This window comes from Sporichthyaceae bacterium (assembly GCA_036269075.1).
In the GTDB taxonomy this organism is placed as follows: domain Bacteria; phylum Actinomycetota; class Actinomycetes; order Sporichthyales; family Sporichthyaceae; genus DASQPJ01.
The window spans coordinates 37,731-63,714 of sequence record DATASX010000016.1; the positions used below are offsets into that span (position 1 = coordinate 37,731).

A 25,984-nucleotide genomic window follows, 5' to 3' on the forward strand; every position below is an offset into this window, starting at 1 on the left:
CATGACGGCGCAGGACACGCTCGGCACGATCCGCTGGGAGCAGGACGCTGACGGCATCGTCGTCCTCACCATGGACGACCCGGCCGGCTCGGCCAACACCATGAACGACGCCTGGGTCAGCTCGATCACCGCGGTGAACGACCGACTCGAGGCCGAGAAGTCGAACATCACCGGCGTGGTCGTCACCTCGGCGAAGAAGACCTTCTTCGCCGGCGGCAACCTCAACGACCTGATTGCGGCGCGGCCCGAGGACGCCCCGGTGTTCACGGTGAACGTCGACAACATCAAGAGGCAGTTGCGCCGCCTGGAGACCCTGGGCAGACCGGTGGTCGCGGCCATCAACGGCGCGGCCCTCGGCGGCGGCTACGAGATCACCCTGGCCTGCCACCACCGCATCGCACTTGACGCGCGGGGCAGCCAGATCGGCCTGCCCGAGGTCAGCCTGGGCCTGCTGCCCGGCGCCGGCGGCGTCACCCGCACGGTGCGCCTGCTCGGCATCCAGGACGCGCTGCTGAACGTCTTGCTGCAGGGCCAGCGTTACAACCCGAAGGACGCCCTGGCCAAGGGCCTGGTGCACGCGGTGGTCGACACCCCGGACGCGCTGCTGGCCGACGCGAAGGCCTGGATCAAGGCCAACCCGAACGCCACCGCGCCGTGGGACGTCAAGGGCTACAAGATCCCCGGCGGTTCGCCGTCGACCCCGGCGTTCGCGGCGAACCTACCCGCGTTCCCGGCCAACCTGCGCAAGCAGATCAAGGGCGCCCCGATGCCCGCCCCGCGCAACATCATGGCCGCGGCAGTCGAGGGCGCGCAGGTCGACATCGACTCGGCGTTCAAGATCGAGACGCGCTACCTGGTCGACCTGGCGATCGGCCAGGTCTCGAAGAACATGATCAAGGCGTTCTTCTTCGACATGCAGTTCGTGAACTCCGGCGGTAGCCGGCCGGCCGGCTACGAGACCTACACGGCCAAGAAGGCCGCCGTCCTCGGAGCCGGGATGATGGGCGCAGGCATCGCCTACGTGTGCGCGAAGGCCGGGATCGACGTCGTGCTCAAGGACGTCAGCCTGGAAGCGGCGACCAAGGGCAAGGCGTACTCCGAGGGCCTGGTCAAGAAGGCCGTCTCGCGCGGGAAGATGACCCAGGAAGCCGCCGACGCGCTGCTGGCCCGGATCACGCCGACCGAGACCGCCGAGGACGTCGCCGGGGCCGACCTGGTCATCGAGGCGGTGTTCGAGAGCCCGGAGCTCAAGCACAAGGTCTACAGCGAGATCGAGCACCTGGTGGCCCCGGACGCCCTGCTCGGCTCGAACACCTCCAGCCTGCCGATCACCGGCCTGGCTGAGGGCGTGCAGCGGTCCGAGGACTTCATCGGCCTGCACTTCTTCTCCCCCGTGGACAAGATGCCGCTGCTGGAGATCATCTCCGGCAAGCGGACCTCGGAGGCCACCCTGGCGCGGGCCTTCGACATCGCCAAGCAGATCCGCAAGACGCCGATCCTGGTAAACGACTCCCCCGGCTTCTTCACCAGCCGGGTGATCTCTACGTTCATCAACGAGTGCCTGGCGATGGTCGGCGAGGGCATCGACCCGCAGACCATCGAGCAGGCGTGCACCCAGGCCGGCTACCCGGTCGGCGCGCTGGCGCTGATGGACGAGCTGAACATGAAGCTGATGCGCCACATCCGCCAGGAGACCCAGCGCGCCGTCGGCGCGGCCGGCTGGGCGAATCACCCCGCCGACGCGGTCGTCGACCGGATGATCGACGAGTTCAACCGGCCCGGCCGCAAGGAAGGCGCCGGGTTCTACGAGTACGTCGACGGCAAGAAGGCCGGGCTGTGGGCGGGGCTGCGTGAGCACTTCGGCAACGACGACCTGATGCCGACCCTCGGCACCCCGGGGCTGATCGAGCTGCAGGAGCGGATGCTGTTCGTCGAGTCGCTGGAGACCATCCGGTGCTTCGACGAGGGCGTGCTGCGCTCGGTCGAGGAGGCCAACATCGGTTCGATCCTGGGCATCGGCTTCCCGCCGTGGACCGGTGGTGTCGTGCAGTACATCGCCGGCTACGAGGGTGGCCCGCTCGGGTTCGTCGACCGGGCCCAGGAGTTGGCCGCCAAGTACGGCGACCGGTTCAGCCCGCCCGCCTCGCTGGTGACCGCGGCCAAGCAGGGCAAGGTCCTGCCGGGCTGACCGAGGCCTGGCCCGCGCACACTCCGCAGCGTCCGGCGAACCCCCGGCTATAGCCTCGGGTTCGCCGGACGCACGCATGTCGAGAGGTAGTCATGAGCGAGCTTGCGAGCGAATCAATGAACACAGCGCGACCGTGTTCCCTGCGGTCAACAGGCTCAATCGGCTCGGGAGCCAGAGCGAAAAGCGTGCTCTGCTCCGCTCGCCTCAATCGCCTGTCCCTCATGACGCCGCCGAGGAACGAGGCGGCGGCATGAGCGATGAACCCCTGGTCCTGTCGACGAGCGCGGGCGGCATCGCGACGCTGACCCTGAACTCGCCGGCCAACCGCAATGCGCTGTCCACCGCGATGCTTACCGCGCTGACCGACGCGCTGGACGCCGCCGAGGCCGACGCCTCCACCCGGGTCGTGGTGCTGACCCACAACGGACCGGTGTTCAGCGCCGGCATGGATCTCAAGGAAGCGGTCGCGCTGGGTCTGGAGAAGGTTTCCGGGATCCTGCTGGGGATGCTGCGACGCATCGCCGCGCTGTCCAAGCCGGTGGTCGTCAAGCTGGCCGGGCCGGCCCGGGCCGGCGGCCTGGGCATCATCGGCGCCGCCGACGTCGTCATCGCCGCCGCCGACATCACCTTCGCCTTCACCGAGGCCCGCATCGGCGTCGCGCCCGCGATCATCTCGCTGACCGTGCTGCCCCGGATGGAGCCGCGGACCGCCCACCGGTGGATGCTCTCCGGTGAGACCTTCGACGCCACCGCCGCGGCGAACGCCGGCCTGATCTCGGCGGCCGTGCCCGCAGCCGAACTCGACGCGGCCGTACAGCACGTGCTGAGCGAGCTCCTGCTCGCCTCCCCGCAGGGGTTGGCGCAGACCAAGAAGCTGCTCGGCCAGGAGATCGTGGAGCTGTTGGACCGCGACGGCGAGGACATCGCCCGGCTGTCCGCGAGCTTGTTCGCCTCCGAGGAGGCCAAGGAGGGCATGACCGCCTTCCTGGAGAAGCGCAAGCCCCGCTGGCAGACCTGACGCTCCCGCCGGACCCCGCGCGCCCACCACCGCCACCACCGCCACCGCCACCGCACTTCTGCTGCCTGTCCCACCTATCGCGGGCGCGCGATACGTGGGACAGGCAGCAGAAGTCGCGTGGTTGGTTCGGGGGCCTAGGCCGAGGTCTCAGCCTTGGGCGCAGTTGCTGGGCGCCGGGACGCCGTTGAAGCGGGCGGCGATCCAGTCCAGGGCGTCGAACGAGCCGGACCCAGCCACCCACAGGTGCTCGCCCGGGTACTCGTGGTAGTCCACGGCCAACCCATGCCGGCAGTAGTCGGCCACCAGGTTGTGGACGTCGGCCAGCGGGAGCAGTTCGTCGTTGGTCGCCTCGTAGATGTGCATCGGCTCGGCCGGGATGCGGCGGCCCAGGTTGTTGGCGTCCAGGACGGCGCGCACCCGCGGCAGGGCCAGCGGGTCGGGAACCTTCGAGTAGTCGGCGAGCTTCTTGAAGGAGTACTGGGCGGCGAACTGCTCGACGCACTCACTCGCCACGGCCGCGGCGGCCTGCCTACCGGCGTCGGTGAGGATCTGATCCAGCTTCAGCTGCGGGTAGGCCCGGTTCAGGCCGACCGCAGCGGCCAGGAGCAGCCCGGACCCGTAAGTGCCGTCGAGCATGCGGGCGGTGTGCTCGAGGTTGGCCGGCACCCCGCCGGCCGCCGTGCCGACCAGGTTGACGTCGGGGGCGTAGCTCTTCGCCAACTCAGCCGCCCAGGTCGAGGCCAGGCCGCCCTCGGAGTAGCCCCAGATCGCCGTCTTGGCCTTCGGGCTCAGCCCGAGGTCGGGCAGGTGCAGCGCGGCCCGCGCCCCGTCAAGAACGGCATGGCCCGTGGTCGGACCGGAGGCGTAGGTGTGCGGGCCCGGGGTGCCCAGGCCCTCGTAGTCGGTCACCATCACCGCGTACCCGCGGGCGATGGCCGAAGCCATCAGCGGCTCCTCCGGGTCCATGCCCAGCCGCAGCAGGTAGGAGGGCGCGCAGGTCGGGCCGAGTCCGTGGGTGCCGATGTTGTAGACGACCAGCGGCCGGTCGACGTCCGCGCGGCCGTCCTGCAGGACCCCGACGGTCCCCGACACGGCGTCCGGCCGGCCCTGAGTGTCGGTCGAGCGGTAGAGCACTTGGTAGGTGCGCACCGGCATCGGCAGGCCGAGCCCGCGGACGACGACCGGGCGCGAGCGCAGGATCGTGCCGGGCGCGACGTCCGGGATCGGGCTCGGCGGGGTGTAGAACGCGTCGTCGCTGGGCGAGACGGGATAGCCGGAGCCGTCCGGGTAGTTGGTCGGGCCGGCGGCTGAGGCTGCCGGGACACCGAGCGCGACCACGAGGGTCGCGGCGACGGAGGTTGCCAGGAATCGGCGAAGAGTCGTGATTGTCCCCATACCCGACAGCATCTTACCGCCGGTAAGAAACGTCAAGCATTTGCTGTCGTCGACCGTAAACCACGCCTGTCGGCGGTTATTTCGGCCGACAGGCGGGGACGAAGGTCGACGACTGCAAGGCCGGTAGGGCGGTAGGGCTCAAGGCGGTACGGCACAGGGCGGAGGGCGCGTTCCGACCGGCGGAGGCGCCTCAGGCGCGCGCGGCGATGCGGGCGGCGCGGGCGTCGCGGCGCTCGGCGAAGCGGGTCGCCGAGGAGTCGAGCTCGGCGAGGATCGCGTCCAGCTCATCGCGGGCCCTCTCGCCCTCGGGGCCGAACGACCGCTCCCAGACGTTCCAGAAGCGCAGGACCGGGAGCAGGACGTTGTCGCGGTGCTGCCGGATGTCGTAGATCCCGGCCAGCGCGATCTCCAGGGCCTTGCGCTGGAAGCCGGGCAGGTCGTAGCCGGGCATCTGGAACTTGCGCACGACGTCGGTGATGGCGCGCATCGTGCTGTCCGGTGCGATCTCCAGCGACGCCTCGAGCAGCCGTCGGTAGAAGACCATGTGCAGGTTCTCGTCGGTCGCGATGCGGGAAAACAGCGCCTCGCCGATCGGGTCGCCGGTGGCCTTGCCGACGTTGCGGTGCGAGACCCGGGTGGCCAGCTCCTGGAAGGACACATAGGCGACCGAGGCGATCGCGTCGCCCGGGTTGTCGTTGGTGAAGCCGTCGGACATGTGGACCATGCGCTCGCGCTCCAGCGCGACGGGGTCGCAGGCACGAGTCACCAGCAGATAGTCGCGGATCGCCTGTCCGTGCCGACCCTCCTCCGCGGTCCACCGATGCACCCAGGCGCCCCAGGCGCGGTCGCGACCGAACAGCGTGGCGATCTCGAAGTGGTAGCTGGGGAGGTTGTCCTCGGTCAGCAGGTTGACAGCCAGCGCGGTGGCCACCGCGGGGTCGACCTTCGACTGCTCGCGGTTCCAGGCCTCGCCGCCCAGCGGGCCGTCGTAGGTGCGACCTTCGCCCCACGGGATGTACTCGTGCGGCATCCACTCCTTGGCCTGGGCCAGGTGACGTGCCAGCTCGGCCTCCACCACCGACTCGAGCTCGGTGAGGATCTCGATCTGCGTGAGTTCTGTCGTGGTCACGACGCTCCCTGATTGCCGTTCTGCTTGCCGTTGTGCCCGGGCCGCCGGCGTCCGACCTGCCCGACACTGCGTGCTCTGCCAACTAGGTTACGCAACCGTAGGTTACGCGGGAACCGGTGGCCGGGTGAAGCTCCTCACCCGCCGAGCGCCAAGCGGCGCGACGGCATTACCGAAGGCTGCGAATACTGAACTGGATGGCGCTGCGTCCCCACCCGTGCACACACCGCGACGAAATTGAGCGAACGTCTCATGCGGCTGGAAAACCTGGTAAATGAACGTCAGCGAGGCGGGTGCAAATCGGTCGTTTGACGGGACGATCTCACCCATGCGAACTGAGCCGAGCCGCGCGGGCGGCACCTCGGTGGCCACGATCGAGGTCCTCGGCGCCGACAGGCGACTGAATCGGTCCTCCGTTCTGCTTGCGGGCATTGCAGTGCTGTGCGCGATCGCCACCATCACCTTCGGAATCTGGATGGCCGGGTACACACAAAGCCTGTACCACTGAGCGCCTGTACCACTGAGCGCCGGGCCTGCGGTCAGAGCAGGTCGAGGGAACTGATCAACCATTTCCCATTGTGTTTCTCCAGCCCCATCTTCATCCGACTTCGGTCGACGCGTGGGGCAGTGGAATTCGTGTTCGTGACTGTTTGATCTACGAACAACAACACCGTTGCATGACTTGTGTCGCTGGCGACAACAGCAGTCTCAAGAACCTTCCCGGATGCCGTCGCCTTGAACTTCGCGATCAGGTCGCGCAGGGAGGCACTGGCCGCGGTGTACTCGGAGCGGAAGGACCCGGTCGACTCGTCGAGCACCTTCTGGAACTCCGCGTCGAGGTGCGAGAAGTCGTAGGTGGTCAGGTCGACCGCGTAGTTGGTCGCGGTGACGATCGCCTGCCGGCGCGCGTCGTCGTCCGCGTGCTCGTCACGTAGCCGCAACGTTTGCAGGACGGTAAGCACGACCGCCGCCACTCCGACGGCCGCCGCCGCCGGCACCACCAGCCGACGCCAGGGCACCCGGCGACCCGGCTTGGCCGGCTCCGCCGCCGACGGCGTGGGCTCGGCCGGCGGGGCCGGGCTCGATGCGTGCGGGGCCTCGGCAGCCGGGCTCGCCTCCGGTCCGGCCGGGGACTGGTGCGGGACCGCCGGACCGCCACCGGAATTCGACTCGCTCACCGGCGGACCGTCCATTCCCGGTGCGGGTCGAAGGTGGCCGTCACTGTGACATCGGTTCGCTCGCTGCGCTCGTTCATGCGCCTCCTTGGGGGAGGATTCTGCCTCGCCCGCGCCTCAACCGCGCAACGCCGCTCGCGTCACTGGCGCAGCAACGCCAGCAGCAGCGCCAGCACGGCGGCCTCGGTGCCGGCGCCGCGGACGGTGGCCAGGTTCAGTCGTGAGCCGTTCGGCAGCGCCACCATGTCGGTGCTCGGGTCGTAGGAAGCCACGGCGGTCGAGCCGGTGACGTCCGGGCCCAGGTTCGCCCCGGGGCCGGACGGCGAGGGCCGCGGCGCGTTCTGGGCCCCGCGCGCCGCCACGCCAGGGGTGGTCTTGTCGGTGCACACCCGGTTCAGGTCCGCCGGGTGCCGGGTGGCGTCCACCGGGGTGCGCCGCGGCGTCCCGTAGTTGCAGGTCGGGTTTCCGGTCAGGTGCAACTCCGTCATGAAGTTGCCGTCCTTGACGGTGGTCCGCAGCCCCGCGGTGGCCTGCGGGAACGCGATCAGCAGCGCGTTGAGCGCGGGGATCCGGGCCGCGATCAGGCTGCCCGGGGTGACCAGGTTGCCCAGCAGCGTGGAGATCGGGTTGGTCAACTGGGTGACGAAGCTGTCGAGGTCGCCGACGAAGCCGGGGCCCGAGGCCAGCAGCTTGTCGATCGTTGGGTCGGTGGCCGCCAGCTGCTCGGTCAGCCCGCGCAGTGCCGTGTTGAACTTCGCGAACTCCCCCGACAGGTCGTTGCCGGTGTCCACATCGGTCTTGCCGTTGTTCAGCACGTTGTTCAGCGACGGCAGGTCCTGCTGGGCCGCGGCCAGGATCTTGTCGGAGTTCTCGATGATCCCGGCCATCGCCGGCCCGGTCCCGCTCAGCGCCGTCGCCAGTTCGCTGACCACGGTGTTCAGATCAGCGGTGTCGAACTGGTCGAGCAGGCGCGACACGTCGCGGATCACGACCGGGACCGTGAGCGGGACGCTCGTGCGGTCCTGGGTGATCACGCTGCCGTCGTGCAGCATCGGCCCGGTGGCCACCCGCGGTCGCAGGTCGACGAACTGCTCACCGGCCGGTGAAAGGTCGGCGACCACCGCGTCGAGGTCGGCCGGGATCTTCGTGCCCTCGTCGATCCGCAGCGCCGCGACGACACCGTTGGGCACCAGCTTCAGCGAGGTGACCTGCCCGACGAGCTTGCCGCGGTAGGTGACCTCCGAACGCGGGTACAGGCCGCCGGAGGTGCCCAGCTGCATGCTCACGCCGAACGGGTGCCGGGCCAGTTGCAGGCGCAGGATGTTGAAGCCGACGTGGTAGACGCCGACGACCAGCACCAGCGCGACGGCCAGGTTCGCCAGTAGGTTCCCGCGCCGACGCAGGAAGGTCATCATCGCCGCCCCCGCATCATCTGATGCAGGCTCAGATCCGGCCCGGCGGTGCCGACGCCGATCGCGGACGGCGAGAACTGGGCGTCGCCGGACAGGTAGTCGCCGGGCGTGGCCTTGTCGAAGAATTTCCCGAACGTCACCAGCTGGCTCAACGTCGGGCCGATGTCCTTCGAGACCGAGATCAGCGCGTCCAGGACCGGTTGGGCGGACTTGAGCGCGGAGATGATGTCGGCGCTGGTGGCCTTGACCACCCGGTCGCCGACCTTGCCGAGTTGGGCCAGCTGGGACAACAGCTTGCTGAACTTGTCGGTCTGGTCGGCCAGCAGCTTGGCCGCGGGCGCGGCGTCGCGCAACGCCGCGTCCAGGGTCGCCTTCCGGTTGACCAGCGTGCCGGCCAGGCTGTCGAGGGCTACCAGCGTCTTGTCGATGTCGGCGCTGCGCGAGTCCAAGGCGCTCAACGTGTCGTTCAGCGACTTCAACAGCGCACGCGGGTCGCCGTGGTCGCCCTGGATCACCTTCTGCAGTTCGACCGCGATCGTCCGCAGTTGGCCCAGGCCACCTCCGGTGATCAGCACCGAGGCCGCCGCGAGCATGTCCTCGACGCTGGCAGCAGTGTTGGTCGCCGCGGTCGCGAGCACCGCGCCGTCGGTGAGCTGGTGCGGACCCTTGCCCGGGTCGATGTCGACGAAACCCTCACCCAGCGGGGTGGTCAGGCGCAGCTGGGCGGTGGCCGCATCGGTGATCACGACCTTGCGCGGGATCCGCATCCGCACGTCGGCGACGAAGTTGTGGGTGCTGATGTTCTCCACCCGACCGACCTCGACGCCCCCGACCCGGACGTGCGCGCCGTCGGGCAGGTTCAGCGCGTCGGCGAACTGGGCGGTGATCTCGTAGGTGTCGCCGGAGACTCCTCCGCCGGGCCGAGGCAGGTCGAATATGGTCGGCCCGCACCCGGCCAAGGTGGTCAGCGCCACTCCGCCGGCCAGCAGGCCTGCCCGGTTCATCGGTGCGCCTTCGTTGGCAGGTGACCGGTCGGCATCAGCTGAGACTGTGACATGGATTCACTCGCAAGCTCGCTCATCGGTGCGGCCAGGACGCGGAGAACGACCCGATCGGCTTGCCCGCGTTGGCGCACAGGAACGGCCCGAAGCTGTCGCAGAACTGCTGCGCCACCACGGGGTTGAGGATGTTGGCCGCGGCCGAGGCATTCGCCCGCATCCGATGGTCGGCCGGGTTGATCGCCTGCGCCAGGTTCTGGAACGTCAACGGCAGCACGTCGAGCGCCTCGGTCAACGCGCCCTTGTGCGCGTTGATCACCGAGAGCACGTTGCTCAGGTCGCCGACGGTGGTGCCGAACGCGGCCTGATTGCTCTTCACGAACGACGAAACCTCACCGAGCGCAGTGGCCAGCGCGGAGACGGTGTCGTTGAGGTTCTTGCCGTTGTCGGAGAGCAGCTGGGTTGCGGCGGTGACGTTCTTGGCGAACTGACGGACCGTCGTATCGTTCTGGGCGAAGGCTGCGGTGAGCCCGTCCAGACTGTGGATCAGCCCGGAGATGTTCACGCTGTTCTCGGCCAACGTGCCCAACGCGGCCGAGAGGCCCTGGATGCTCTGGTGGATCGCGGAGCCGTTGCCCTTGAGGTTGGTGGCGCCCACGTGCAGCGCGTCGCGGATCGCGGCAACCGTCGCCTGGTCGCCGTTCAGGCTGTTCGACAACGTGTCCAGCGAGCGCACGATCCGGTCGAACTCGACCGGGGTCCGGGTACGGGCCAGCGGGATCTCGGTGCCCGAGGTCAGGGTCGGCCCGGAGGTCCAGGCCGGGGTCAGTTCCACGTACCGGTCGGTGATGACGCTGGGCGGGATGATCAGCGCCTGCGCGCCGGCCGGGATCTTGAAGTCGCTCGGGACGCTCATCCGGACCAGCACCGAGGTGCCCTGCGGCTTGACGTCGGTGACCCGGCCGATCGGCACGCCGAGCACATCGACCCGGTTGCCCGGGAACAGACCGACGGACTCGGTGAACCGGGCCGAGATCGTCATGGTGTCCGAGACGAACGGCAGGCACGCGGTCGTGCCCAGGCACAGTCCGGCCACGGTCAGGGCGCTCGCGGCAACCCGCTGACGGCGCGTCATTTCTTGCCCGCATTCGGGACGCACTTCTGCTGCGGCCCGCAGAGCATGGAGTCCGGGAAGATCGCGTCCGGGCCGTTGATGTCGAGGTAGGGCCCGTTACCTGCGCTGTTGGCGAAGTAGCGGCCGGCCGGGCCGAGCAGGATCCCGATCTGGTTCAGCGCCGCGTCGTTGTTCTTCAGCACCTCCAGGACCACGTTCAGGTGGGCGAGCATCGGCCCGATCGTCGCCTTGTTGTCCCGCACCAGGCCGGTCAGTTGCACGGCCAGGTCGCGGGATTCGGTCAACAGCGCGGTGATCGCGGCCCGGCGCTTGGCGACCGCGTCGAGGATCAGGCTGGCCTGCTTCATCAGGTCGACGAGGGTGTCGCGGTTGAGGTTGAGGTTTGCCGTGACCGCGTCGGCGTCCTTGATCAGTGTGTCCAGTTCGCCGCGCCGCTTGACCACGACATCGGACAGGCGGGCGATGTTCGCGAAGGCCTGACCGGTCAGCGCCGGGGTGTTGCGGAAGTCGTCGGCGAGCACCTTCAACGCGGCCTGCAGTTTCGCGCCGTCCAACTTCTCCAGCGCGGTGCCGCCGGCCGCGACGATGTCCTGGACCTCGAACGGCACGGTCGTGTTGGCCAACGGGATCGTGTGCTTGGGCAGGGTGCCGGTACCGGCCGGGCTCAACGACAGGAAGTGGTTGCCCAGCAGGGTGGCGACCTTCACCTCGGCGGTCGTGGCGCTGCCCAGGTGCACGTTCTTGTCGATTCGGAGGTCGGCCAGCACGATCGCCCGGGTCACCCGCAGGTCGGAGACCTTGCCGACCGGGACCCCGGCGACCCGGACCTCGTCGCCGGTGGTCAGGCCGCCGGCCTCGGGCAGTTCGGCGTGGTAGGTCGATTTGCCCAGCGCGAATCCGGAGGGCACGAACAGCGCTGCGACCATCGCGACCACGATCGCGACCGTGATCGCCCCGATGGACCGAGCGCTGAGCGAGGCCAGGAACCTACGCACTCTCGTCACTTGCACACCGCCGAGTTCGAGCCGCTCGCGGCGAACTGCTGCGGCTTGCTGCCCGCGAACGTGTAGTACACGTTGCAGAGGTAGAGGTTGGTCCAGGACCCGTACTGCATGATCCGGGTGAACGAGGACAGCGCGACCGGCAGGCCCTGCACGGCCTGCCCGAACGCGGTCGCCGACGCGGCGTAGGTGCCCGCGACCGAGTCCAGGCGAGTCAGGTCGGCCTTCAGCTGCGGCCGGATGTCCCGCAGCAGCGCGGTGGTCGCGGTGGTCAGGCCCGCCAGGGCGTCGATCGAGCCGCCGATCTGGTCGCGGTCGGCGGCAGTCGCGGCGACGAGGCGGTGCAACTGCCCGATCAGGTCGTCGACCTGGGTGTTGCGTTGGCCCACGTCGGACAGCACCGTGGCGAAGTTGTCGATGACCCGCCCGATCAGCTGGTCGCGATCCGCAAGATGCCCGGTCAGGTCCGAAGCGGTCTTCAGCAGGTTGACCAGGCTGCCGCCCTCGCCCTGCAGGACCGAGACGATCGAGGAGGCCAGCTTGTTGATGTCGTCCGGGGAGATCACCTCGAACAGCGGCTGGAAACCGTTGATGACCACGGTCAGGTCCAGGGCGTCCTCGGTGGCGGCCTGCGGGATCCTGGCCCCGGACGGCAGCGCGGTCGCCGCCCCGGTACCGGGCAGCAGCGCCAGGAACCGTTGCCCGATCAGGTTCTGGTAGCGGATCGCGATACGGGTGTTGTTGAGCACCGGTTGGCTGCGGTTGACCGTGAAGCCGACCTTCGCGACCGTGCCGTCGAGGCTGACGCTGTCGACCCGGCCGACCCGGACCCCCGCCACCCGCACGTTGTCACCGGAGTGCAGGCCGGAGGCGTCGTCGAACATCGCGGTGTAGTGGCTGGTCGACGAGCCGAGCGCGTTGGTCAGCGTGTTGTAGAGCAGTAGCGCGATCATCCCGGAGATCACCGCGAAGATCGCCAGCCGCACCGCTGAACCACGCACGGTCGCGGCCTTCACCGCCGCGCCTCCGTATGCCGGTGCCGGTTCGCCGTGGTGTACGCCGTCCCTACGGTTCGCTCGCTGCGCTCGCTCACCGCCGCGCCTCCGTGCGCCGGCGCCGGTTCGCCGTGGTGTACGCCGTCCCTACGGTTCGCTCGCTGCGCTCGCTCACCGGGCACCTGCTGACGCCGCGTCAGGAAGCCGCACGGTGGTGCCGCGCAACAGCGGACCGGCCAACAGGTAGCCGACGTCACCGAAGTCCTGCGGGTGGTCACCGACCAGTGAGGCGAGGATCTGACCCAGCACCAGTTTCTCGGCCACGCTGCCGACCGGGCCGATGCCGCCGTAGGTGACCCCGAGGGCGAGGTCGGCCGTCTTCGGGGCGGTCGTCGCCGCGCCGGAACAGTTCGGCCCGTTCAGGCCCGGGTACTTGGGGCAGTCGGCCGGCCCGTAGGCCGGCAACGGTGCGGAGCTGAGGAGCGCGTCCAGGCCGAACCGGCGGCCGTCGGTGACCGCCAGGCTGCCGAGGAACTTGCCGAGGTCGACGAAGCCGGTGGAGAACGCGTCCGGGTGGGCGCCCAGCGCGCCGAAGATCGCGCTGGTCTGGTGCGAGACCTGGATCAGGTTGTCCGCGTTGTTGTTCAGCAGGTCCTTGGCGTGCCCGGTCAGGCCGAGACCGCCGCCGAGCAGTTCGACGAACTGGGCCTCCCGGGAGATCAGCGTGCGCAGCAGCACCAGGGTGTCGTCGACCGAGCTGAACAGGGTCGGGGTCTGGGCAGCGAAGGTTTGCGCCAGCGAGGCGAACGCGGTCAGGTCGTGCTCGAGGGTCGGCAGTTCCGGCGCGAGCTGGCTCAGGTAGGTGTTGGACCGACCGATGACCGAGTTGATCTGATCGCCGCGGCCGTTCAACGCCTCGGCCAGCGCGCCCAACGCGGTGGCCAGCTTGGCCGGCTGCACCGCGGTGAGCACCCGGTACAGCTTCTGGAACACGTCGGACAGTTCGAGCGACTCCGCCGAGGTGTCCTCGGGGATCTGCACGCCGGAGTGGATGTGCGGCCCGGCGGCGGCCGGCGCGAGCAGTTCGACGAAGTCCTGACCGAACACGTTCGCGGGCAGGACCCGCGCGGTCACCCCGGCCGGTACCGAGGCGATGCGACCCGGGTCGATCAGCAGGTCTATGTCCGCCCCGGTCCGCCCGAGCACCCGGCGCACACCGGTGACCCGGCCGACGACCACCCCACGCAGCTTGACGTCCGACCCGGGCACCAGCGCGTCGCCGGCGTCATGTTGCACGGTGCGCACGCTCGCGCCGGAGGCGAAGGTTCCGGAGAACTCCGCGGCGACCAACGCGATCAGCCCGACGATGATGCCGAGCATCACCAGACCACGACCGGCCAGCGCACGGCGCGACGGCTCCCCGTAGGTCCGGACCCTTCTCGTCGCGCTCATCCGCTGATCCGCACGCCGGGGTCGTAGCCCCAGAACGCCAACGTCATGAACATGTCGGTCACGATGATCACGATGATGCTCGCCCGGATCGCGCGCCCGGTGGCCCGGCCGACACCCTCCGGACCGCCCGCGGCGGTGTAGCCGTAATAGCAGTGGATCAACGTGGTCAGCACGATGAACACGGCGACCTTGATCGTCGACAGCACGATGTCGAACGGGTTCAGGAACGCCAGGAAGTAGTGCTCGTAGGTGCCCGAGGACTGCCCGAAGAAAGCCGTGACGACGAACTTCGTCGCGAAGTACGACCCGAACAGACCGACCACGTAGAGCGGGAGCATCGCCAGCGCCGCGGCCACCACGCGGGTGGCGACCAGGTACGGCATCGGCCGGACCGCCATCACCTCGAGCGCGTCGATCTCCTCCGAGATCCGCATGGCGCCGATCTGCGCGGTGTAGCGGCAACCCACCTGCGCGGCGAACGCGGTGCCCGCGATCAGCGGGGCGAACTCGCGGGTGTTGGCCAGCGCCGACACGAAACCCGCGAACGGTGCCAGGCCGATGATGTTCAGCCCGGTGAACCCGGCGATGCCGACCGAGGTGCCGACGAACGCCGACAGCAGCAGCATCACGCCCATGATCCCGCCGCCGACCAGCAGGGCCCGGCCCCAACTGATGTCGGACAGCAGGCGGCCGATCTCCTTGCGGTAGTGCCGCAGGGCCGCCGGGATCGCTGCGAATGCGACGAAGAAGAACGTGGCGACCTCGCCGAGCCGGATCAGCCACGCGACGACGCCGGCCAGCACCGGGATCGGCCGCGGACCGCCGCCACTCCCGGCTGCCCGCCGTCCGCCGACCCCGACGCTGAGCACGTCTCAGACGACCTTGGGCGGGGAGATCAGCAAGTACGCCTGGGTCAGCGCGATGTTGGTGCTGAACAGCAGCAGGAACGTGAACACCACCGACTGGTTGACCCCGTCGGCCACACCCTTCGGCCCGCCCTTCGCATGCAGGCCCTTGTGTGCGGCGACGATCGCGGTCAGGAAGCCGAAGATCGTGGCCTTGATCTCGGCGACGATGAAGTCGCCGGCGGTCGCGAACGAGGTGAACGACGACAGGTAGGCACCGGCGGTGCCGTGCTGCACGTAGACGTTGAACAGGTAGCCGGCCAGCACACCGGTCATCGCGACCACCGCGCACAGCAGCGCGCCGACAATCATCAGCGCCGCCACCCGGGGCACCACGAGCCGACGCACCGGCGAGATGCCCATGACCCGCATGGCGTCCATCTCCTCCCGGATGGTGCGCGCCCCGAGATCCGAGCAGATCGCCGACCCGGCGGCCCCGGCCAGCAGCAGCGCGGTGACGACGGGCGCACCCTCCCGGATCACGCCCAGGCCGTTGACGGCGCCGACGAACGAGGTGGCCCCCACCTGGGCGGCCAGGCTGCCCACGTTGATGGCGACGATGACGCCGAACGGGATCGCGACCAGCAGGGCCGGCAGCAGCGAGACACTGGTGACGAACCAGGCCTGGAGAATGAACTCGCCCCACGGGAATCGGCCGCGAGCCAGGTCCACGACCAGGTCGCGGGCGACCTCACCGGACATGCTCGCCATCTGACCGACCGTCACCAGGGAGCGGTCGATCGGGCCGGGCAGGCGGAGCTGCGGCAGACGGCGGGGCGTGTCGCCGACCGAGGTCTGCGCCATGTCCTCGCCCTCCTGCGCCACCGTGCCGCGCGCCGGTCGGGCCCCGCGCTGGGCACACCCTAGCCCCGTCCGTGACCGACGCCACTGTGGCCGCCGGCAACGGCGTGGGACGCCGAGACGGGGTTCCGTATCGTGGGTCGAGCCCCTTGGTCCGCGACGGCGCGGGCCCCGGCCCGACGGGAGCGGTTGCCTTGGTCTGCGACGGCTGGATCGACCGGACGATACGAGTCGGTCCGCCGTGCTGAGCCCGCGTTCGTTCCGGGGCCTGGCCGAGGAGGGTCTGCGGCTGGCCCGGGCGGTGCCGGCCGAGACGGTCCGCGGCATCGCATTGGTCGCGCACGACCCGCTGACCGCGCTGAGCACAGGCTTCGGGGTGCTGCGCAGCGGGGTCATCCCGCCGCTGCGGCCCGACCTGATCCTGCGTCAGTTGGACGCCGTGCGGCGCGAGGGTCCGACGCTGGCCGGGGCGGTCGCGGCCGCGGCCGCGCTCGATGCCGGTGGGGTCGCCGTGATCGACGACTCCGGGATGCGCACCTGGGCCGAGTTGGACCACGACGGGCGACGGTTGGCCGCCGCGTTCGCCGACCTCGACGTCGGCGCGGGCGACCGGGTCGGCCTGCTGTGCCGGAACTCCGCCGAGTTCGTCGAGTGCCTGCTGGCGCTGTCCCGGCTGGGCGCGGACGCCGTGCTGTTGAACACCGGCTCCGGACCGGAGCAGTTGGCCCGGATCGTGGCCGCGCAGCGGCTGCGGCTGATCATCGCCGATGCCGAGTTCGCCCTGCCGAGCCTGCCCGCGGAGGTCCGGGTGGTGACCGCCTGGGCCGACGGGCACCGCAACGGGGTGCGCACCCTGATCCGGCAGACCCGCAGCGATCGCCAGGTGCGCCGCCCGACCAGCGTCGGGCGGATGATCGTCCTGACCTCCGGGACCACCGGCACGCCGAAGGGCGCGGCCCGTCCGGAACCGTCGACCACGGCGGCGCTGCTGGCCGTGGCCGGGTTGCTCGGCTGCATCCCGTTGCGGGCCACCACGCCGACCGCGATCCCGGCGCCGCTGTTTCACGCCTGGGGCCTGGGTGCGCTGCAACTGGCGCTGACCGCGCGCTGCCCGGTGGTGCTCAGCCGCCACTTCGACCCCGCCCGGCTGGCCGGGCTGATGTCCCAGCACCGGGTGGAGCAGTTGTTCTGCGTCCCGGTGATGCTGAACCGACTGCTCGCACTGCCCGACCACCAGGTCGCCGCGGCCGACCTGTCCGCACTGCGGTTGATCGTCACCAGCGGGTCGGCACTGTCACCGGCCAGCGTGCGCGCGACCGCGGCCCGCTTCGGGCCGGTGCTGCACAACCTCTACGGCTCGACCGAGGTGTCCTGGGTGAGCGTGGCCGGGCCCGGCGACCTGGCCCAGGACCCCGGGTCGGCCGGGCGGCCGCCGCTGGGCACGCGGCTGACCGTCCTGGACCCGGACGGCCTGCCCTGCCCGATCGGGGTCAGCGGGCGGATCTTCGTGGGCAACTCGATGTTGTTCGACGGCTATACCGACGCTGCCGGCGTGGCCACCAACGCGGACGGCCTGATGCCGACCGGCGACTTCGGGCACGTGGACCTCCGCGGCCGCCTGCACGTCGACGGCCGGGAGGACGACCTCGTGGTCTGCGGCGGGGAGAACGTGTTCTGCGGCGAGGTCACCGACGTGCTGTCCGACGTCGCGGGCATCACCGACGTGGCGGTGGTCGGGGTGCCCGACGCCGACCTCGGCCAGCGCCTGGCGGCGTTCGTGGTCACCGCCGCGGGTTCGACGCTGACCGCGGAGGACATCCGGGCGATCGTGCGCGAGCGCCTGGCCCGCCACGCGGTCCCCCGCGACGTGACCTTCCTCGACGAGCTGCCGCGCAACGCCGCCGGCAAGGTCCTGGCCCGGGTACTGCGCCAGGACCGCGACTGACCGGACCTGACGGGGCGTCAGGAATGACCGGGACCGCATCGCCGACCGCCGCCGACGTGGTGGTCGTCGGCGGCGGGCACAACGGGTTGGTCGCCGCGACGCTGCTGGTCCGCTCCGGCTTGTCGGTGATCGTCGCCGAGGCCGCCGAGGTGTTCGGCGGCGCCGCCCGCACCGAGCACCCGTTCGCCTCCGCCCCGCGGCTGAGGCAGTCCACCGGCGCGTACCTGCTCGGGCTGATGCCCCCGGAGCTGATCCGGCTGCTCGAACTCGACCTGCCCACCCTGCGCCGCGACCCGCACTACGCCCTGCCCGCCGCGGTCGGCTCCGGGCTGCCGTCGCTGCTGCTCGGCGCCGACGGGGCCGCCAACCGGCAGGCGCTGCAGGCCGCCTTCTCCCCCGCCGATGCCCGGGCCGACGACGCGCTCGGCGCGGAGTTGGCCGCCTTCCGCGAGGACCTGGCACCGGCCTGGCTCACCGAACCGGAGTCGGTGGAGGCCACCGCGGAACGCTGGATCCGGCCGGGGTTGCGGGAGAAGTTCGTCGCGTTGTGCCGCGGCTCGGTGGTCGAGTACCTGGATCGGTTCGGCTTCGTCGGCCAACGGCTGCCGGCCATGTACGCGGTGACCGACGGGATCTCCGGGCTGACCGCCGGTCCCGACGACCCGGGCACCGGCCACAACTTCCTGGCGCACAACATGTGCCGGCTGCCCGCCGCCGGCGGGACCTGGATGATCGTGGCCGGCGGGATGGGCACGGTGGCAGCGCGGCTGGCCGACGCGGCGCGACTGGCCGGTGCCGACCTGCGGCGCGGCAGCGCGGTCACCCGCATCGGCACCACCGGCGGCGTGGTCGACGGGGTCGAGACCGCGACCGGGCAGAGCATCCGGGCCCGCGTCGTGCTGGTGGCCTGCGACCCGTTCCGGCTGCCGGGGCTGGTCGGCGCGGACGTGCTGCCCATCGATCTGATCCAACGTCTGGATCGGCTCTACCGGCCGGGCGTGACGATGAAGGTGAACCTCGCGCTGGCCCGGCCACCGCGCTTCCCCGGTCTCGGCGGGCGTTCTTCCGGGGGCGCGACCGTGCACCTGCTGCCCGGCGAGGATCGGCCGCTGGATGCCGTGCGCGAGATGTGGCGGCAGGTCCAGGCCGGCGTGCTGCCGGAGTTCCCCACGATCGAGTGGTATCTGCACACTACCGTCGACCCGAGCCTGACCGAGCCGGACGGCCCGCACTCATCGGCGCTGTTCGTGCAGTCGGTGCCGCACGTCCCGGCCGGATCCACCTGGGCGGCGGAGGTCGACGGTTACGTGGCCCGACTGCTGGCCGTCTGCGACCGGTTCGCGCCGGGCACGACCGCATCGGTGATAGACGTGCACGCGCTGCCGCCGCCGCGCATCGCCGAGCACTTCGGGATCACCGGCGGGCACATCCACCACGTCGACAACACGTTCGCGTTCGACGCCCGGATGCCCTACGCGACCGGGGTCCCGGGCCTCTACGCGGGATCGGCGGGCTGCCACCCGGCCGGCTCCGTGATCGGGGCCGCGGGGCACAACGCGGCCGCCCGAATTCTGCGCGATCTGCGTTGACGGCCGCTCCACATCGCTGGGACCGCCGTGACGCCCGGAACGGCGCGTTGCGTCCCGGGCGTCACGTAGTTGTTCAGCAGTCGACGGCTCCTAGTGCTTCACGACGATCATCTTGAGTCCGTAGAGCAGGACCAACGCGACGGACCCCAGGCACAGGTAGCCCATGAACTGCCCGAGTCTCGGGTCCACCATGCGGCTCCTCGGGTCGGCGTCCTTGGCAGCCAGTCCGACCAACCCGCCCGCGACCAGCACGACCACCGTGACCGCGACGCCCATCGTGACCAGGGCGACCTCGCCCAGCGGGCCCCACTTGATGTCGACCTTCATCTCGACTCCTCCGTACCAGGTCCGGTCGCGGTCACGCCGCGCTCATCGCCAGGTCGCCGACGCGCGTCGGGGTGGTGTCCTCGACGTCGTTGACGTTGTGCGCGCCGACCGGGTTACGCCGCGAGGCGACGAAGATGGCGAACGCGATCCCGGCGCCGACCAGGCCGACGATGATCGTCCCGACCTGTCCCCGCTCGGCGACGCCACCGGCCACCGCTCCCACGCAGGCAGCAGCGGGCAGGGTCAGCGCCCACGCGGTGACCATCTGGCGGGCGACGCCCCACTTGACCGAGGCCAGTCGCTTGCCGGCGCCGGCGCCGAAGATGGCCCCGGTGCACACGTGGGTGGTCGACAGCGCGAAGCCCAGGTGTGCCGAGGTCAGGATGGCCACCGCGCTGGAGGTCTCGGCGGCGAAGCCCTGCGGGCTTTCGATGTCGCTGATCTTCTTGCCCATAGTCTGGATGATCTTCCAGCCGCCCAGGCAGGTGCCCAGCGCGATACCCAGACCACAAGCAGCGATCACCCACAGCGGCGGGTTCGAGCCCTTGGGCAGGATCCCCGCGGTGATCATCGTGAGCGTGATGATGCCCATCGTCTTCTGACCGTCGTTGCTGCCGTGGGCGAGTGCCACCGTCGAGGCCGAGGCCACCTGGGCCCAGCGGAAGCCCCGGCGCATCGGCTCGTGCGGCGAGGTCGCGGTGATCCGGTAGGCCAGGAACGTCGCCGTCAGGGCGACCACGCCGGCGATGATCGGGGACAGCACGGCGGGCAGCAGGATCTTGCTGATCACGGTGCCGAAGTTGATGGCACCGGAGCCGGCCGCGACCCAGGTCGCCCCGATCAGGCCACCGAACAGTGCGTGCGAGGAACTGGACGGCAGGCCGACCAGCCACGTCCCGAGGTTCCACAGGATGGCCCCGATGAGGCCTCCGAAGATCACCGTTGGAGTGACCTTCGATTCCTGGACCAGGCCACTGGAGATGGTCTTGGCCACCTCGACGGACAGGAACGCACCGACCAGATTGAACACGCCGGCGACGACGACGGCGACGCGCGGCTTGAGCGCACCGGTCGCGATGGCGGTGGCCATCGCGTTGGCGGTGTCGTGAAAGCCGTTGGTGAAGTCGAACGCGAGCGCAGTCAGGATGACGGCAATCACGATGACCGAGTAACCCATCGAATCCTCCGGCGGGTTTCGAAGATCGAGGCAGGCGCGACGTTAGGGGTACCTCACAAACGCCGGATGAACGGTGCGCGTCCGCTGGGGTACAAGGCTCACGACGGGTTCCGCGGGCCATGCGAAGGCGGCCGGCACCGGTGTTACCGGAAAGAAACCGGAAACCGGCCGAACCGGTTCACAAGCCGGGTGCCGGCAAGCCCATTCGCCGCGGCGGGCGACTACCCTTTGAGCTGGGGATTGCAGGCACCCCGACAGCATCGCCACGGGCGGGAAGAGGTCGAGTCAGGTCGTGTCACCCAGCAGCGAATCCAATCCGATGACCGGGTTCGGGCCCAACGAGTGGCTCGTCGACGAGATCTACCAGTCCTACCTCCAGGACCCGAACTCGGTGGACCACGCCTGGTGGGACTTCTTCGCCGACTACCAGCCCGGCACCGACGGGGCGGCTCGATCCGCGACGCGTTCGTCCGGCCCGCCGCCGACCGCCGCCCCGCCGCCCGCGGCTGCTGCCCCCACGCCGGCCCCGGTGGCCGAGGCGAAGAAACAGCCGGCCGTGCCCAGCCCGGCCGGCGACGCCGACGTGAAGACCCTGCGCGGCCCGGCCGCCCGCGTCGTCACCAACATGGAGGCCAGCCTCGCGGTCCCCACCGCGACCTCGGTCCGCTCCGTGCCCGGGAAGCTGCTGATCGACAACCGCATCGTGATCAACAACCACCTGCGCCGGTCCCGTGGCGGCAAGGTCTCCTTCACCCACGTGATCGGCTTCGCGTTGGTGCGCGCGATCGCCGCCGTCCCGGCGATCAACGCCGGCTTCGCCGTCGTGGACGGCAAGCCCGCGCTGGCCCAGCCGGCCCACGTGAACCTCGGCCTCGCCATCGACGTGGAGAAGCCCGACGGCTCCCGCAGCCTGCTGGTCCCCTCGATCAAGAAGGCCGAGACCCTCGACTTCGGCGCGTTCTGGCAGGCCTACGAGGACATCGTCCGCCGCGCCCGCAACAACAAACTGACCCCGGACGACTTCGCGGGCACGACGATCAGCATCACCAACCCCGGCACTATCGGCACCGTCCACTCGGTGCCGCGCCTGATGGTCGGGCAGGGCGCGATCATCGGCGTCGGCGCGATGGAGTACCCGGCCGAGTACCAGGGCGCCTCGCCGGAGACGTTGGCCACGATGGCCGTCAGCAAGACCATGACGCTGACCTCCACCTACGACCACCGGGTCATCCAGGGCGCGCAGAGCGGCGAGTTCCTGCGCCGCATGCACGAACTCCTGCTCGGCGCCGACGGCTTCTACGACGAGGTGTTCCGTAGCCTGCGGATCCCGTACGAGCCGATCCGCTGGGAGACCGACATCTCGGCCGGCCACGAGACCCAGGTCTCCAAGCCGGCCCGGGTGCACGAACTGATCCACGCCTACCGCACCCGCGGCCACCTGATGGCCGACACCGACCCGCTGGAGTACCGGCAGCGCTCGCACCCGGACCTGGACATCGTCACCCACGGCCTCACGCTGTGGGACCTCGACCGGGAGTTCGCGCCCGGCCCGACGTTCGGCACCGGGCTGATGAAGCTGCGCGAGATCCTCGGGGTGCTGCGCGACTCGTACTGCCGCACGATCGGCATCGAGTACATGCACATGCAGAACCCGGCCGAGCGTGCCTGGATCCAGCAGCGGGTCGAGCGCGGCCAGGAGCGGTTGCCCCGCGAGGACCAACTGCGGGTGCTGCGCAAGCTGAATGAGGCCGAGGCCTTCGAGACCTTCTTGCAGACCAAGTACGTCGGCCAGAAGCGGTTCTCGCTCGAGGGCGGCGAGGCCGTGATCGCGCTGGTGGACGCGATCCTGACCGCGGCGGCCCAGGAGGACCTCGACGAGGTCGGCATCGGCATGCCGCACCGCGGCCGGCTCAACGTGCTGGCCAACGTGGTCGGCAAGTCCTACAGCCAGATCTTCCGGGAGTTCGAGGGCAACCTCGACCCGAAGTCGATGCACGGCTCCGGCGACGTCAAGTACCACCTGGGCGCCGAAGGCATCTACACCGCCCACGACGGGACGCAGGTCCAGGTCTCGCTGGCGGCGAACCCGTCGCACCTGGAGGCCGTGAACCCGGTGCTCGAAGGCATCGTGCGGGCCAAGCAGGACATCCTCGACCACGGCGAGGCCGGATTCACCGTCCTGCCGGTGCTGATGCACGGCGACGCCGCGTTCGCCGGGCAGGGTGTGGTCGCCGAGACCCTGGAGCTGTCGCAGCTGCGCGGCTACCGCACCGGCGGCACGATCCACCTCGTGGTGAACAACCAGGTCGGGTTCACCACCGCGCCGACCGCCAGCCGCTCCAGCCTCTACGCGACCGACGTGGCCCGCACCGTGCAGGCGCCCATCTTCCACGTCAACGGCGACGACCCGGAGGCCTGCGTCCGGGTGGCCCGGATGGCCTTCGACTACCGCCAGGAGTTCCACAAGGACGTCGTCATCGACATGATCTGCTACCGCCGGCGCGGTCACAACGAGGGCGACGACCCCTCGATGACCCAGCCGCTGATGTACGACCTGATCGACGCCAAGCGCTCGGTGCGAAAGCTCTACACCGAGTCGCTGATCGGCCGGGGCGACATCACCTTCGACGAGGCCGAGGCCGCGCTGAAGGACTACCGCGACGCTCTCGAGCAGGTCTTCGCCGAGACCCGCGGCGCCCAGACCACGCCGACCACGGTGCAGCCCACCTACAACGTCGCGACGCCGCCGGCCGGCGTGCACACCGCCATCTCCACCGAGAGCCTCAAGCGGATCGTGGAGAGCCAGCTCTCGCTGCCCGAGGGTTTCGGGGTCCACCCGCGGGTGGCACCGCTGCTGCAGAAGCGGGCCGCGATGATCGAGACCGGCAACATCGACTGGGGCTTCGGCGAGCTGATCGGGTTCGGCTCCCTGCTGCTGGAGGGCAAACCGGTCCGACTGGCCGGCCAGGACTCCCGCCGCGGAACCTTCACCCAGCGCCATTCGGTGCTGATCGACCGCAACAACGCGACCGAGCACGTGCCGTTGGCCAACCTGAGCCCGGAGCAGGGCACCTTCTACGTCTACGACTCGCTGCTGTCGGAGTACGCCGCGCTGGGTTTCGAGTACGGCTACTCGGTGGCCCGGCCCGACGCCCTGGTGTGCTGGGAGGCCCAGTTCGGCGACTTCGTCAACGGGGCGCAGTCGATCATCGACGAGTTCATCTCCTCCGGCGAGCAGAAGTGGGGACAACGCTCCGGCGTGGTGCTGCTGCTGCCGCACGGCTTGGAGGGCCAGGGACCTGATCACTCGTCAGGTCGACCGGAGCGGTTCCTGCAGCTGTGCGCGCAGGACAACATGACCGTCGCGATTCCGACCACCCCGGCCAACCATTTCCACCTGCTGCGTTGGCAGGCGCTGTCGCCGCACCACCGGCCGCTGGTGGTCTTCACCCCGAAGTCGCTGTTGCGGCACCGCGCGGCGGTCTCCAGCCCGACGGACTTCACCACCGGGCATTTCCGGCCGGTCCTGGATGACACTGTCGAGGCGTCTCAGGTGCGCCGGATCGTGTTCTGCACCGGGAAGGTCTACTACGACCTCGTCGCCCACCGGGAGACCACCGAGGCCAACGACGTCGCGATCGTGCGGGTCGAGCAGCTGTACCCGCTGCCGGTCCCGGAGATCCACGAGACATTGGCCCGATACCCGCAGACGGCGCAGTTGCGCTGGGTGCAGGAGGAGCCGGCCAACCAGGGCGCCTGGCCGTTCATCGCGATGAACCTGCCGGCGCACCTGACCGGACGGCCGTTGTCGGTCGTCTCCCGGCCGGCGTCCTCGGCGCCGGCGGTCGGCTCGCACTCGGTGCACGACTACGAGCAGCAACTGGTGATCGAGCAGACCTTCGCGGACTGACTGTGTATTTCACCGACCGCGGCATCGAGGAACTGCTCGAGCGACGGGGCACGGAGGAGGTCACCCTGGCCTGGCTCGCAGGCCGGCTGACCGAGTTCGTCGACGCGAACCCGGAGTTCGAGATCGCCGTCGAACGGCTGGCCACCTGGTTGGCCCGCTTGGACGACGAGGACTGACCCCTCGCTCGGGTGTGGGTGATCTCCCCGACAGCGCAGGCGGCCTTCTGGTCGTAGGCTCTAGCCCGCCCCCACCTACCGCAGGGACGGACGACGCACCCGTGCTGCTCCACCTCACCACCCGCGAGGAGTGGGACAAGGCGCAGGCCGCCGGCATCTACGAACCGCCGTCGCTGGCCGAGGAAGGCTTCGTCCACCTCTCGGCGCCGAATCAGGTCCTGGCGACCGCCGACCGGCACTTCGCCGGGGTGCGCGGCCTGGTGATGCTCACCATCGCGGCCGAACGGCTGTCCGCCCCGCTGCGCTACGAGACCGTGACCGATCGCGGCGAGATGTTCCCGCACCTGTACGGGCCGTTGAACCTCGACGCGGTCACCGCAGTGGTCGACTTCCCGGGCGCGGGCCCCGCCTGACGCCGCGTCAGGCGCGCCGATAGGTCCGCACACTCGCCTCGACGCTGACCGCGCTGACCTCCGGCAACTGCGCCACCCGCGCGGCCAACTCGTCCGCGCCGATGTGCCAGGCGTTCGGACCCATCGCGACAGCGGCACGGACCTGATCCCGGGTCAGCTGCATCCGGTGGCCGACGTGGTGTTCGTCGACAGCCTGGAACCAAGGGTGCAGGCTCACCGCCAACCGGTCCGCCTTCGCCGCGTCGACCCCGATCAGGCCGAGACCGACGACCAGCTCACGCAGGTGCCCAGGCCCGGGCACGACCACGACCAGCCGGCCGTCGCGGCGCAGCACCCGGGCGTACTCCGAGCCGTTTCGGGGCGCGAACACGTTCAGGACCACACCGGCGGCCTCATCGCGCACCGGCAACGGCTCCCGCAGGTCCCAGCCGAGGGCCGTGGCCCGCGGGTGGACCCGGGCTGCCCGCCGCAGCGCGGCCGCCGAGGAGTCCAGCGCCAGGCCCAGCGCCCCCGGGACGGCGTCCAGCACCGCGCCCAGGTAGTGACCCGGCCCGGAACCGACGTCCAGCACCAGGCCACCGGGCCACCCGGCTGCCGCCGCGGACACGATTTCAGCAACCAGCGGCGCGAAGTGACCCGCCGTCAGGAAATCCACCCGAGCGGCCACGGCCGCGGCGTCATCGGCGCCCAACGGCCGGCGGCCCAGCCCGGCGAGCAGGTTCACGTACCCCTGCCGCGCCAGGTCGAAGGTGTGTCCGGCCGAACAACGCAACGCCCCGGGCCCGGCGGTCAAGGAGGCCCGGCAGACCGGGCACACCAAGACCGCCACGACCTCGGGGCGCATCC

General features: G+C 70.2%; 22 protein-coding genes. 8 read left to right on the top strand and 14 right to left on the bottom strand.

All coding sequences use genetic code 11. The features are described from left to right. The first annotated feature begins 1 nt into the window (after position 1). Entirely contained in the window at positions 2-2,188 is a 2,187-nt protein-coding gene (locus tag VHU88_02865; protein HEX3610605.1) for a 3-hydroxyacyl-CoA dehydrogenase NAD-binding domain-containing protein, read from the top strand. A gap of 250 nt (positions 2,189-2,438) precedes the next feature. Then, a complete protein-coding gene (locus VHU88_02870; GenBank protein HEX3610606.1) occupies positions 2,439-3,206 on the top strand; it encodes an enoyl-CoA hydratase family protein in 768 nt (255 codons plus the stop codon). Positions 3,207-3,353: 147 nt separating this feature from the next. Here VHU88_02870 and VHU88_02875 read toward each other — a convergent pair whose 3' ends face one another. Then, positions 3,354-4,601: a lipase family protein gene (locus VHU88_02875; protein HEX3610607.1), complete on the bottom strand. Its 1,248-nt coding sequence runs from the start codon at positions 4,599-4,601 to the stop codon at positions 3,354-3,356. 190 nt (positions 4,602-4,791) lie between these two features. Next, positions 4,792-5,730 carry an acyl-ACP desaturase gene (locus VHU88_02880; GenBank protein HEX3610608.1) on the bottom strand — a complete coding sequence of 313 codons (939 nt, stop codon included), beginning with the start codon at positions 5,728-5,730 and terminating at the stop codon, positions 4,792-4,794. 325 nt (positions 5,731-6,055) lie between these two features. Here VHU88_02880 and VHU88_02885 point away from each other — a divergent pair, with 325 nt between their 5' ends. Continuing rightward, entirely contained in the window at positions 6,056-6,235 is a 180-nt protein-coding gene (locus tag VHU88_02885; GenBank protein HEX3610609.1) for a hypothetical protein, read from the top strand. A gap of 31 nt (positions 6,236-6,266) precedes the next feature. Here VHU88_02885 and VHU88_02890 read toward each other — a convergent pair whose 3' ends face one another. From VHU88_02890 to VHU88_02930, 9 genes are all read right to left on the bottom strand, one after another. Then, entirely contained in the window at positions 6,267-6,905 is a 639-nt protein-coding gene (locus VHU88_02890) for a hypothetical protein (GenBank protein ID HEX3610610.1), read from the bottom strand. Positions 6,906-7,042: 137 nt separating this feature from the next. Next, positions 7,043-8,314, bottom strand: a complete 1,272-nt coding sequence (locus VHU88_02895) for an MlaD family protein (protein ID HEX3610611.1) — start codon at positions 8,312-8,314, stop codon at positions 7,043-7,045. Beyond that, positions 8,314-9,318 (bottom strand): MCE family protein, encoded by a 1,005-nt coding sequence (locus tag VHU88_02900; GenBank protein HEX3610612.1) that lies wholly within the window; start codon positions 9,316-9,318, stop codon positions 8,314-8,316. Before VHU88_02900 ends, VHU88_02895 begins: the two co-directional genes overlap by 1 nt. Positions 9,319-9,391: 73 nt before the next feature. Further along, the gene (locus VHU88_02905) at positions 9,392-10,447 is read right to left on the bottom strand and encodes an MCE family protein (GenBank protein HEX3610613.1); all 1,056 of its coding nucleotides are present in this window, start codon (positions 10,445-10,447) and stop codon (positions 9,392-9,394) included. Beyond that, a complete protein-coding gene (locus VHU88_02910) occupies positions 10,444-11,451 on the bottom strand; it encodes an MCE family protein (GenBank protein ID HEX3610614.1) in 1,008 nt (335 codons plus the stop codon). The genes VHU88_02905 and VHU88_02910 overlap by 4 nt, the downstream gene beginning before the upstream one ends. After that, the gene (locus VHU88_02915) at positions 11,448-12,464 is read right to left on the bottom strand and encodes an MlaD family protein (protein HEX3610615.1); all 1,017 of its coding nucleotides are present in this window, start codon (positions 12,462-12,464) and stop codon (positions 11,448-11,450) included. The genes VHU88_02910 and VHU88_02915 overlap by 4 nt, the downstream gene beginning before the upstream one ends. Before the next feature lie 150 nt (positions 12,465-12,614). After that, a complete protein-coding gene (locus VHU88_02920; protein ID HEX3610616.1) occupies positions 12,615-13,895 on the bottom strand; it encodes an MCE family protein in 1,281 nt (426 codons plus the stop codon). Beyond that, positions 13,892-14,764 (bottom strand): ABC transporter permease, encoded by an 873-nt coding sequence (locus tag VHU88_02925; protein HEX3610617.1) that lies wholly within the window; start codon positions 14,762-14,764, stop codon positions 13,892-13,894. The genes VHU88_02920 and VHU88_02925 overlap by 4 nt, the downstream gene beginning before the upstream one ends. A 3-nt stretch (positions 14,765-14,767) precedes the next feature. Then, positions 14,768-15,604 carry an ABC transporter permease gene (locus tag VHU88_02930; protein HEX3610618.1) on the bottom strand — a complete coding sequence of 279 codons (837 nt, stop codon included), beginning with the start codon at positions 15,602-15,604 and terminating at the stop codon, positions 14,768-14,770. Positions 15,605-15,842: 238 nt separating this feature from the next. On the opposite strand from VHU88_02930, the gene VHU88_02935 reads away from it, so the two are divergent. Together VHU88_02935 and VHU88_02940 are read left to right on the top strand one after the other, a co-directional pair. Then, on the top strand, positions 15,843-17,546 hold the full coding sequence (locus VHU88_02935) for an AMP-binding protein (protein HEX3610619.1): 1,704 nt from the start codon (positions 15,843-15,845) through the stop codon (positions 17,544-17,546). 23 nt (positions 17,547-17,569) lie between these two features. Further along, positions 17,570-19,135: an NAD(P)/FAD-dependent oxidoreductase gene (locus VHU88_02940; GenBank protein HEX3610620.1), complete on the top strand. Its 1,566-nt coding sequence runs from the start codon at positions 17,570-17,572 to the stop codon at positions 19,133-19,135. Positions 19,136-19,225: 90 nt separating this feature from the next. On the opposite strand, the gene VHU88_02945 is transcribed toward VHU88_02940, so the two are convergent. Both VHU88_02945 and VHU88_02950 read right to left on the bottom strand, forming a co-directional pair. Further along, complete coding sequence (locus tag VHU88_02945; GenBank protein HEX3610621.1) at positions 19,226-19,462, bottom strand: hypothetical protein; 237 nt, start codon at positions 19,460-19,462, stop codon at positions 19,226-19,228. A gap of 31 nt (positions 19,463-19,493) precedes the next feature. Further along, positions 19,494-20,639, bottom strand: coding sequence for an anion permease (locus VHU88_02950; protein HEX3610622.1), 1,146 nt, complete (start codon positions 20,637-20,639; stop codon positions 19,494-19,496). 319 nt (positions 20,640-20,958) lie between these two features. Here VHU88_02950 and VHU88_02955 point away from each other — a divergent pair, with 319 nt between their 5' ends. The 3 genes from VHU88_02955 to VHU88_02965 all read left to right on the top strand — a co-directional run bounded on the left by VHU88_02955 (position 20,959) and on the right by VHU88_02965 (position 25,138). Continuing rightward, positions 20,959-24,549, top strand: a complete 3,591-nt coding sequence (locus VHU88_02955; GenBank protein ID HEX3610623.1) for a multifunctional oxoglutarate decarboxylase/oxoglutarate dehydrogenase thiamine pyrophosphate-binding subunit/dihydrolipoyllysine-residue succinyltransferase subunit — start codon at positions 20,959-20,961, stop codon at positions 24,547-24,549. Between the two features lie 2 nt (positions 24,550-24,551). Then, positions 24,552-24,725 carry a DUF6104 family protein gene (locus VHU88_02960; protein ID HEX3610624.1) on the top strand — a complete coding sequence of 58 codons (174 nt, stop codon included), beginning with the start codon at positions 24,552-24,554 and terminating at the stop codon, positions 24,723-24,725. 101 nt (positions 24,726-24,826) lie between these two features. Next, positions 24,827-25,138: a DUF952 domain-containing protein gene (locus VHU88_02965; protein ID HEX3610625.1), complete on the top strand. Its 312-nt coding sequence runs from the start codon at positions 24,827-24,829 to the stop codon at positions 25,136-25,138. 7 nt (positions 25,139-25,145) lie between these two features. Here the strand turns inward: VHU88_02965 and VHU88_02970 are convergent, their stop codons facing one another. Further along, entirely contained in the window at positions 25,146-25,982 is an 837-nt protein-coding gene (locus VHU88_02970) for an rRNA (guanine-N1)-methyltransferase (GenBank protein HEX3610626.1), read from the bottom strand. Positions 25,983-25,984 lie beyond the last annotated feature (2 nt).

What these genes read in the sequence shown, in the direction of transcription:
- VHU88_02870 (HEX3610606.1), top strand. Translation starts at nt 2,439, where the DNA reads ATGAGCGATGAACCCCTGGTCCTGTCGACGAGCGCGGGCGGCATCGCG.
- VHU88_02900 (HEX3610612.1), bottom strand. Translation starts at nt 9,318, where the DNA reads ATGAACCGGGCAGGCCTGCTGGCCGGCGGAGTGGCGCTGACCACCTTG.
- VHU88_02920 (HEX3610616.1), bottom strand. Translation starts at nt 13,895, where the DNA reads ATGAGCGCGACGAGAAGGGTCCGGACCTACGGGGAGCCGTCGCGCCGT.
- VHU88_02930 (HEX3610618.1), bottom strand. Translation starts at nt 15,604, where the DNA reads ATGGCGCAGACCTCGGTCGGCGACACGCCCCGCCGTCTGCCGCAGCTC.
- VHU88_02905 (HEX3610613.1), bottom strand. Translation starts at nt 10,447, where the DNA reads ATGACGCGCCGTCAGCGGGTTGCCGCGAGCGCCCTGACCGTGGCCGGA.
- VHU88_02945 (HEX3610621.1), bottom strand. Translation starts at nt 19,462, where the DNA reads ATGAAGGTCGACATCAAGTGGGGCCCGCTGGGCGAGGTCGCCCTGGTC.
- VHU88_02875 (HEX3610607.1), bottom strand. Translation starts at nt 4,601, where the DNA reads ATGGGGACAATCACGACTCTTCGCCGATTCCTGGCAACCTCCGTCGCC.
- VHU88_02885 (HEX3610609.1), top strand. Translation starts at nt 6,056, where the DNA reads ATGCGAACTGAGCCGAGCCGCGCGGGCGGCACCTCGGTGGCCACGATC.
- VHU88_02950 (HEX3610622.1), bottom strand. Translation starts at nt 20,639, where the DNA reads ATGGGTTACTCGGTCATCGTGATTGCCGTCATCCTGACTGCGCTCGCG.
- VHU88_02970 (HEX3610626.1), bottom strand. Translation starts at nt 25,982, where the DNA reads ATGCGCCCCGAGGTCGTGGCGGTCTTGGTGTGCCCGGTCTGCCGGGCC.
- VHU88_02955 (HEX3610623.1), top strand. Translation starts at nt 20,959, where the DNA reads ATGACCGGGTTCGGGCCCAACGAGTGGCTCGTCGACGAGATCTACCAG.
- VHU88_02895 (HEX3610611.1), bottom strand. Translation starts at nt 8,314, where the DNA reads ATGACCTTCCTGCGTCGGCGCGGGAACCTACTGGCGAACCTGGCCGTC.
- VHU88_02940 (HEX3610620.1), top strand. Translation starts at nt 17,570, where the DNA reads ATGACCGGGACCGCATCGCCGACCGCCGCCGACGTGGTGGTCGTCGGC.
- VHU88_02865 (HEX3610605.1), top strand. Translation starts at nt 2, where the DNA reads ATGACGGCGCAGGACACGCTCGGCACGATCCGCTGGGAGCAGGACGCT.